A 7,654-nucleotide genomic window follows, 5' to 3' on the forward strand; every position below is an offset into this window, starting at 1 on the left:
GGGCGGAGGTGAAGCGCAAGGACAAGCCCTGGTGGAAGGGCGACTTCTACCTCGACGGCATCAAATGGGTCGATTACGGCTCCGACCCCAACGCCATGCTGTCGGCCTTCGAATCCGGCGAGATCGACACCGACCACGAAACCGCGTCCGACGCCGTGTCGCAGACCGAGCAGATGGGCTTGTTGAATTCCGAGATCGCCACCGGCTCGACCATCGTTGCCCGCTTCAATGTCGGCAACGCGCCTTATGACGACGTCAAGGTGCGCCGCGCCGCCCAGCTTGCGGTCGACAATTCGGCCGTGCTGGCGCTCGGCCTCGGCGGCCGCGGGAAGCCTGCCGACAATCACCATGTCGGCCCGATGCACCCGGAATTTGCCGATATCGGCCCGGCCAAGCGCGACACGGAACAGGCCAAGAAATTGCTCGCCGAGGCCGGCAAGACGGACCACGAATTCGAGCTGATCTCGGTCGACGTCGAATGGCAAAAGAGCACCGGCGATGCGATCGCCGCGCAGATGCGTGAGGCCGGCCTGAAGATCAAGCGAACCGTGCTGCCCGCCGCGACCTTCTGGAACGACTGGAGCAAATACCCCTTCTCCACAACCGAATGGCTGGGCCGCCCGCTCGGCGTCCAGGTGTTGGCGCTCGCCTACAAATCGGGCGCCGCCTGGAACGAAAGCGCCTATGCCGACAAGGAATTCGACACGCTTCTCGACAAGGCGCTGGCAACGCCGGACGCCGCCCAGCGCAAGGAGATCATGGCCAGGATCGAGCAGAATCTGCGCGATGCCGGCATCATCATCCAGCCCTACTGGCGCTCGGTCTACCGCACCTATCGCAAGGGCGTGCAAGGCTGCGAACAGCACCAGTCGCTGGAGCAGCATTTTGAGAAGGTGTGGCTGGAGGGGTGATCGTTCGGGGACGCCGCATACCGGCTGGCACCTGAGCGGTATGTCGCTCAGGTAAATACCTGCAGCGCACTCCGAGCATTTACGACGGTGTCTGTCTTGACGCGGCGATCGTGGATCGGTCTGGTGTGTCGACGAGGCGCCGCTGTGGGCTCGCGTCATTCCGGAGAATACACATGCGCGCCCGTTGGGCTTTCATTCTTGCACCCATTATTCCGGCGATCCTGCCCGGCTACAATTGGCATGCGAACCACCCTGAGACGGGGCCGTTGTCGGGCTTCATCTTCGTAACCCTTGTTTTCTATGTTGTGGAGGCGGTGGTAGGAATTCCGGCCTTCTATGTCCTCACCCGACGGCGCTGGCAGTTTTTTTGGGTATACGTCGTCGTTGGCTTTCTGGCAGTTTTTGTTCCAGCGTTTGTCTTCGGCCTCATTAAGTGGAGTCCTCCATTGGGAATCGGCGGAGTTCTCTATGCATGCTCCTTCATAGGGATACTCGGTGGCGCTACAGGGCTGATCTTCTGGCTTTTGGTGCGCCCAGACAAGGACCCTGTCGAACAGATTGCTTCGCACTTTACCTAGGTCAGCACCCCAAGATTGAGTTCAAGGCCTGATACACTTTGGCCGCGATATTTTGCACGAGAACGCATGGACCACTTCGACCTTGGCACCTATCGCCGTCCAATCTCCACCGCCTCGGCCGAGACGCAGCGCTGGTTCGATATCGGGCTGAACTGGTGCTACGGCTTCAACCATGAGGAAGGCATAAAGTGCTTCGAGAAGGCGCTGGAGACAGATCCTGATTGCGCCTTCGTGCATTGGGGCATCGCCTATGCCGCCGGGCCTTTTTACAACCTCACCTGGAACGAGCACGGCAAGGACGAGGCAGACCGTGCGGCCAAACGCTGCTTCGACCATGTCCAGCTCGCGCGGGATGTGGCGATCACCTCGTCGTGCCTGTGTCGGACGAGCGCGGAGGCGGGGCCAAGCTGTTGTCACTGAAATCCCGCCGCCCGACCAGCCGAGTCGGCTTCGCCTTCTAAGAGAAAATCTCCGCCAGTTCATCTACGCTGGTGCCTTCCCTAACCTGGCGCAGTTCAAGATAGGCGACCGCAATGGCCACCGATGCCACCGTGGACACGACCGTCACGATAAGGACGCTTCCGAAAGCGCCGAAAATCAGGGCGACCGTCGAGAGGCCGCTGAAGAAAAGCGAAAATCAGGCCGATCAGCAGGGCAAACATCATCTGGAAGGCAAGCGCCGCCAAAAACAGGATCAGCAAGACACCGAACATCGGCCAGCGGCTGCCCTTGGTCAGAGCACGGCTGCGCGACATCGCGCCAAACACGCCAAGCCGCTCCTGCATCAGCACCGGCACGGAAACCGATATGCCGAGTAGCCACCTGATGCCGGCAACGAGCAACACCACGAAGGCAATGATCGCTCCGAAGATCGGCACCAACATTCCGGCGATGCCCATCACGATGAGGCCAAGGATCATGGCCAAAAAGACAATCAGCCCCACCCCCAACGTCGGCAATATGCTGCGCAAGGCTATCTGGATGCAGTCGCCGATCACCGGGCGCTTGCCGTTCAGGTCCTCTATCGTCGCTTGCACCAGCGAGGACTGGAACAACAGCGCGCAAACGAAATAGATCAGGCTTGAAACGAGCGATAAGAACGAGCTGCTCATAATGACCCACTTCGCGCCGAGTGGAGGTGTGGCGATGTAGCCGTTGGGGCCGGCATTCCAGTGGTTCGACAGATTGAGCGCAACTGCTGGGAGGACCAGGAAAAGCGCCGCCAAAGCAATCATCAGACCGGGATTGCGGTCGATCACGGCGAAGGTGTTGTTGAAAACCCTGCCGATCTGGAACTTCTCAAGCCGCGCCGCCGCCGTCGATGCCACGATTACCCCTTCCGGCCCGAGCTAGATCCCGGCCAATCGCGCCAACATGACTGGCTGTTCTCGGGCCAAAACCTTCGTTACGAGAATATCTGCGCCAGTTCGTCGACGCTGGTGCCTTCCTTGACCTGGCGCAGCTCGACATAAGTGACCGCAATCGCTACCGAAATCACCGCCGAAACGATTGTCGACAGCAGGCTGCTTCCGATGGCGGCGGCAATGAGTCCGGTCGTGCTGATCCCGCCGCTCGCAATAGCAGCCTGAAACAGCAAGGTGAAAACCACTTGTAGCCCTATCGCAACAATGCCGAGGACCAGAAACAGCGCGAATATCCGCCAGCGGCTTCCCTTCGTCAGCGCCCTGCTTCGCGAAATCGAGGCGAAGACGCCAGGCCTTTCCTGAACTGCGACGGGCACAGCCACCGATATGCTGATCAGCCACATGGCTATGGGGATGAGCGACAGAAGTGCAATCACACCGCCGACGATGGGGATGGCCATGGTGATGACCGTTAATATCATCGCCACCAGAAACATTGCCACGATGATCACAATACCAATTCCGAGCGTGGGGAGGAAGCTGCGCAAGGCTATCTGAATGCAATCGCCAATCGACGGGCGCTTGCCGTTCAAATCTTCGATTGTCGCTCGTACCAGCGCCGCCTGCGCCAGAAAGGCCAAGATCAGGAGCACCAGGCCGGCAATCATCGAAACGGCACCATAGCCCGCCATCGCCGATTGCTCGAAGCTCGCCCCAGGTACTGCTATCTTTGCAATCTGTCTAAAGCTCCAGATGTTGTACAGCAGCGCAGGCAGCGTCGAAAAAAGGCCGACGATGGCGGCAAGTGGGACGAAGCTTCGTCCGATTACCGAAAACGTATTGCTGAAAGCCCTGCCGATGCTGAACCGTTCCGGCCGCTCGCTCGCGATTGACGTCATGTTACATTCCCCCCGACTAATGGATACCCGAAATCAGAAAGTATAAATCACCGATATTGATACTTGCGGTTGCCGCCGCTTGCAATTGCCTTGGCGTATTGCCAGTGTCGGCTCGCGAACCGCAGGTTGCAGGGGGGCGAGAAGGTGACTGCTGCACAGCCGGACGCTGCGCAAGCCGAATGGCTGGCCAAACTGCACAAGCAGTTGCTGTCGGACGATTCGATCCAGTTCGACCTGCCGGCCTACAGACCACCCGAGACCCCCGAGTGGCTAAGACCGCTGGGCGAGTTCCTGAAATCGCTCGGCCCTTACATGATCTATCTGTTCTGGGGGGCCGTGATCACAGGTGCCGCAATCATTCTGCTGCTGATTTTGCTTGAGGTGAAAGGCGTCGCCTGGCGCCTGCCCTGGTGGCGCAAAAAGAGCGAGACCGAGGCGGAAGCGACATGGCACCCCGACGTGGGCGCCGCGCAGGTCCTGCTGTCGGAAGCCGATGCGCTGGCCGCCCGGGGCGAGTATGACGAGGCGGTGCATCTCCTGCTGCGCCGCAGCGTTGCCGACATTGCCGGCCGCCTGCCCGACTTCCTGCGCCCGTCGCTGACCGCGCGCGATATCGCGGGAGCGGCGTCGCTGCCAACGCGGGCGCGTGGCGCCTTTACCCAGATCGCGCGCATCGTCGAGGCCGCTCTGTTCGCGCGCCGGCCGGTCGGGCCCGAGGGCTGGCAGGAGGCGCGCAGCGCCTATGAGCGATTCGTCTTCAGGGATGCCTGGATGTGAGTGACGCGACAGCCGACATCGCCCAGCAGGAACCGTTCAGCCGCAGGACGCTGTTCTGGGGCATTTTCGCCAGCCTGCTCGCGGCCGCAGGCTTCTTCCTTTTGTCCACCTATGCCCCCGACTTTCGCCAGCCGAGCGTCGGTGGCGCAACGCCGCTGTCGAAGAGCGGCATCGGCTATGCCGGTCTGGCGCAATGGCTGAAGCTGACCGGCGAAGCGCCCGATATGGCGCGGTCCGACAGCGATCTCGAGACCGAAATGCTGCTGATCGTCACCATTTCACCCGACAGCGACCCGGATGCGCTTGCCAACATCATCAAGCTTCGCAAGGGCCTGGATACGCTGTTCGTTCTGCCCAAATGGGCGACCTTGCCGCTGGCCCTGCACGAAGGCTGGGAGATGAAGATCCAGCGGCTGCCGGACGTCGTGGTCAACGACTGGCTCGCCCGGATCGCCAAGGCCAAGCTCGGCGAAGGTGAGACCACGGTCAAGCAACTCGACGTCTCAGGGCAAATGGTCAGCGTTCCCGACCAGCTGCAATGGGTGGCCGACGAACACCCGCTGATTGCCACCGGCAACGGCAAGGCCGTGCTGACCGAGGTGGAAGACGAGCGGTTCTACATTCTGACGGACCCCGATCTCATCAATAACGCTGGCTTGAAAGATCCCGACAAGGCGGCGGCGGCGCTCAAGCTGATCGAGCTCCTGCAGCCCGAAGAGGGTGCCGTCATGTTCGACCTGACGCTGCATGGCGCGGGGCGAAAATACGACCTCGCCAAGCTTCTGGTCGAACCGCCTTTCCTGGCGCTGACGCTGACCATCCTGGCGGCCGCGGCACTTGCCTTCCTGCATGGCCTTGGCCGGTTCGGGCCGCCACGGGCCGATCAGCGCGCCATCGCCTTCGGCAAACGCGCGCTGGTCGACACCACGGCGATGCTGTTGCGCCGCGCCGGCCGGCTGGAAGAACTAGGCGACCGCTATGGAGCACTGGCACGCCTACGCGCCGGCGCGCTGCTCGGCGCGCCGCACGGTTTGCAGGGCGAAGCGCTCGACCGCTGGCTCGATTCCCGCGACAAGGACGAAGCCGGCGGTTTCACGACCCGCCTGCAAGCTGCGAACGCGGCAAAGACCCTGACACAAATGCATGATGCAGCCGAAAAGCTGCACGACTGGACGGCAAGGAGGCTCGGTGAACGTCGATGATGTGAAGGCCCTGGCGACACAGATCAGGGAAGAGGTGGCCAAGGCCATCACCGGGCAACACGATACGGTCGATCTGATGCTCACGGCATTGTTCGCCGGCGGGCATATATTGCTCGAGGGACCGCCGGGCACGGCCAAGACGATGACGGCGCGCTGCTTTGCCCACGCGCTGGGCGTCGCCTATGGCCGGATCCAGTTCACGCCCGACCTGATGCCCGGCGATATCGTCGGTTCCAACATCTACAATTTCCAGACCGGGCAGTTCACGCTGACGCGCGGCCCGATCTTCTGCGACCTTTTGCTCGCCGACGAAATCAACCGCACGCCGCCCAAGACCCAGGCCGCCCTTTTGGAGGCGATGCAGGAACATGCCGTCACCTTCGACGGCACCACCCATGCGCTCGGCCAGAATTTCATGGTGGTGGCGACGCAGAACCCGATCGAGCATCAGGGCGTCTATCCCCTGCCCGAGGCCCAGCTCGACCGTTTCCTGTTCAAGCACCGGGTGAGCTACCCCGGCCCGGAAGAGGAAAAGGCGATCATCATCCACCATGGCGGCGGCACCGCCTCGCACGACATCAAGCAGTACGGCATCACCGCCCAGGCCGACCGCAAGACGCTGGAAAAGGCGTTGGCGACCGTCGGCGGGGTCACGCTTGTCGACGACGTCGTGGACTATATCGCAAGGCTGGTGCGGGCCACGCGCGCCAGCCCCGATCTGGAAGTCGGTGCCAGCCCGCGTGCGGGCGCCATGCTGGCGAGAGCCGCACGCGCCCGGGCAGCGCTCGACGGGCGCGCCTATGTCATCCCCGACGACGTCAAGGCGCTTGCGGTGCCGGCGCTGCGCCATCGCGTGATCCTGTCGCCGGCGGCGCAGATCGACGGCCGCCTGGTCGAGCAGATCGTCACCGACTTGGTCGACCAGACGGAAGCGCCACGTTGATCTATCCGAGCGGCCGGGCAGTCTGGGCAGGTGCGGCCGGTGCAATACCGGCCTTCCTGATCGCGCTCGCGCTGCCGTCGCTGTGGTATCTCGGCCTGTTGTGGATCTGCGTGCTGCTTGCTTTCCTGGCCGTGGACGCGGCCGCCGGGCGCGGACGCGCTTCCCTGGATGCCAGCATCCATGCCCCGCCGCAAGTCAGCGTCGGCGGCAAGTTCACCGTCCATGTCACCGCCGGGCTCAGCGGACGGTCGCGCGCGGTGCAGGCGCGCCTCGGCCATGACGAGCGGCTGGCCCCGCTGGGCGGCACCGGCGGCGCGTTGACCGCCGAGGCCGGCAGCGCATCGCTCGATCTCAAATTTCAGGCGCTGCGGCGCGGCATCGCCAGGTTCGATCGCCTGTGGGTGCGCTGGCGCGGGCCGTTCGGCCTGGTCTGGAACCAGGTCGTCCTGCCAATGGACAACAAGGTCGCAATACTGCCCGATATCCGCAGCGCCCGCGACGAGGCAATCACGCTTCTACAGCGCCAGTCGCTGCCCGACGGCCATGCGCAACGCCGCGCCGGCCAGGGCCGCGAGTTCGAGGCGCTGAAGGACTACCAGCCCGGCATGGGCCGGCGGATGATCGACTGGAAGCGCAGCGCCCGCCACGGCAGGCTTCTGGCGCGCGAGTTCCGCATCGAGGAGAACAACAACATCGTGCTGGCCATCGATAGCGGCCGGCTGATGTGCGAGCCCGTCGACGGCGTGCCGAAGGTGGACCGTGCCGTCACCGCCGCCTTGCTGTCGGCGTTCATCGCGCTGAAGGGCGGTGACATGGTCTCCCTGTTCGGCTTCGACGCGCGGCCGCGCGTTTCCAGCCGCGCCGTGCGCCGCGACGCCAGCGGCCCCCTGATCCAGAACCGGGCGGCGGCAATCGCCTAATGACCCCAAACAACCCAATTAACACTGTCGCTTAAAAACAAATTACACGGCCGCCCACAC

The 7,654-nt window shown here is 62.9% G+C and carries 9 protein-coding genes; 7 read left to right on the forward strand and 2 right to left on the reverse strand.

Annotation, left to right across the window (positions count from 1 at the left end; all coding sequences use genetic code 11):
* The 3 genes from NKI06_RS30365 to NKI06_RS30375 form a co-directional block, all read left to right on the forward strand.
* On the forward strand, window positions 1-911 hold a 911-nt coding region (locus tag NKI06_RS30365; RefSeq protein WP_352987896.1), incomplete at its 5' end, for an ABC transporter substrate-binding protein.
* A gap of 173 nt (window positions 912-1,084) precedes the next feature.
* Window positions 1,085-1,489, forward strand: a complete 405-nt coding sequence (locus NKI06_RS30370; RefSeq protein ID WP_023698040.1) for a hypothetical protein — start codon at window positions 1,085-1,087, stop codon at window positions 1,487-1,489.
* 66 nt (window positions 1,490-1,555) lie between these two features.
* On the forward strand, window positions 1,556-1,909 hold the full coding sequence (locus NKI06_RS30375) for a tetratricopeptide repeat protein (protein WP_023821145.1): 354 nt from the start codon (window positions 1,556-1,558) through the stop codon (window positions 1,907-1,909).
* Window positions 1,910-2,004: 95 nt separating this feature from the next.
* Here the strand turns inward: NKI06_RS30375 and NKI06_RS30380 are convergent, their stop codons facing one another.
* The gene (locus tag NKI06_RS30380; RefSeq protein WP_352987897.1) at window positions 2,005-2,817 is read right to left on the reverse strand and encodes a hypothetical protein; all 813 of its coding nucleotides are present in this window, start codon (window positions 2,815-2,817) and stop codon (window positions 2,005-2,007) included.
* 77 nt (window positions 2,818-2,894) lie between these two features.
* The gene (locus NKI06_RS30385) at window positions 2,895-3,752 is read right to left on the reverse strand and encodes a hypothetical protein (protein ID WP_352760922.1); all 858 of its coding nucleotides are present in this window, start codon (window positions 3,750-3,752) and stop codon (window positions 2,895-2,897) included.
* Window positions 3,753-3,821: 69 nt separating this feature from the next.
* On the opposite strand from NKI06_RS30385, the gene NKI06_RS30390 reads away from it, so the two are divergent.
* From NKI06_RS30390 to NKI06_RS30405, 4 genes are read left to right on the forward strand one after another with little or no spacing between them, the layout of a single operon-like run.
* Entirely contained in the window at window positions 3,822-4,529 is a 708-nt protein-coding gene (locus NKI06_RS30390; RefSeq protein WP_352987898.1) for a DUF4129 domain-containing protein, read from the forward strand.
* A complete protein-coding gene (locus NKI06_RS30395) occupies window positions 4,526-5,731 on the forward strand; it encodes a DUF4350 domain-containing protein (RefSeq protein ID WP_352987899.1) in 1,206 nt (401 codons plus the stop codon). The genes NKI06_RS30390 and NKI06_RS30395 overlap by 4 nt, the downstream gene beginning before the upstream one ends.
* Window positions 5,718-6,674, forward strand: a complete 957-nt coding sequence (locus NKI06_RS30400) for an AAA family ATPase (protein ID WP_352987900.1) — start codon at window positions 5,718-5,720, stop codon at window positions 6,672-6,674. The genes NKI06_RS30395 and NKI06_RS30400 overlap by 14 nt, the downstream gene beginning before the upstream one ends.
* The gene (locus NKI06_RS30405; RefSeq protein WP_352987901.1) at window positions 6,671-7,594 is read left to right on the forward strand and encodes a DUF58 domain-containing protein; all 924 of its coding nucleotides are present in this window, start codon (window positions 6,671-6,673) and stop codon (window positions 7,592-7,594) included. The genes NKI06_RS30400 and NKI06_RS30405 overlap by 4 nt, the downstream gene beginning before the upstream one ends.
* Window positions 7,595-7,654 lie beyond the last annotated feature (60 nt).

Origin of the sequence: Mesorhizobium sp. M0772 (assembly GCF_040320135.1) — a bacterium.
In the GTDB taxonomy this organism is placed as follows: Bacteria; Pseudomonadota; Alphaproteobacteria; order Rhizobiales; family Rhizobiaceae; genus Mesorhizobium.

Coding starts and splice junctions, on each gene's coding strand:
- NKI06_RS30370 (WP_023698040.1), top strand. CDS start 1,085: ATGCGCGCCCGTTGGGCTTTCATTCTTGCACCCATTATTCCGGCGATC.
- NKI06_RS30375 (WP_023821145.1), top strand. CDS start 1,556: ATGGACCACTTCGACCTTGGCACCTATCGCCGTCCAATCTCCACCGCC.
- NKI06_RS30385 (WP_352760922.1), bottom strand. CDS start 3,752: ATGACGTCAATCGCGAGCGAGCGGCCGGAACGGTTCAGCATCGGCAGG.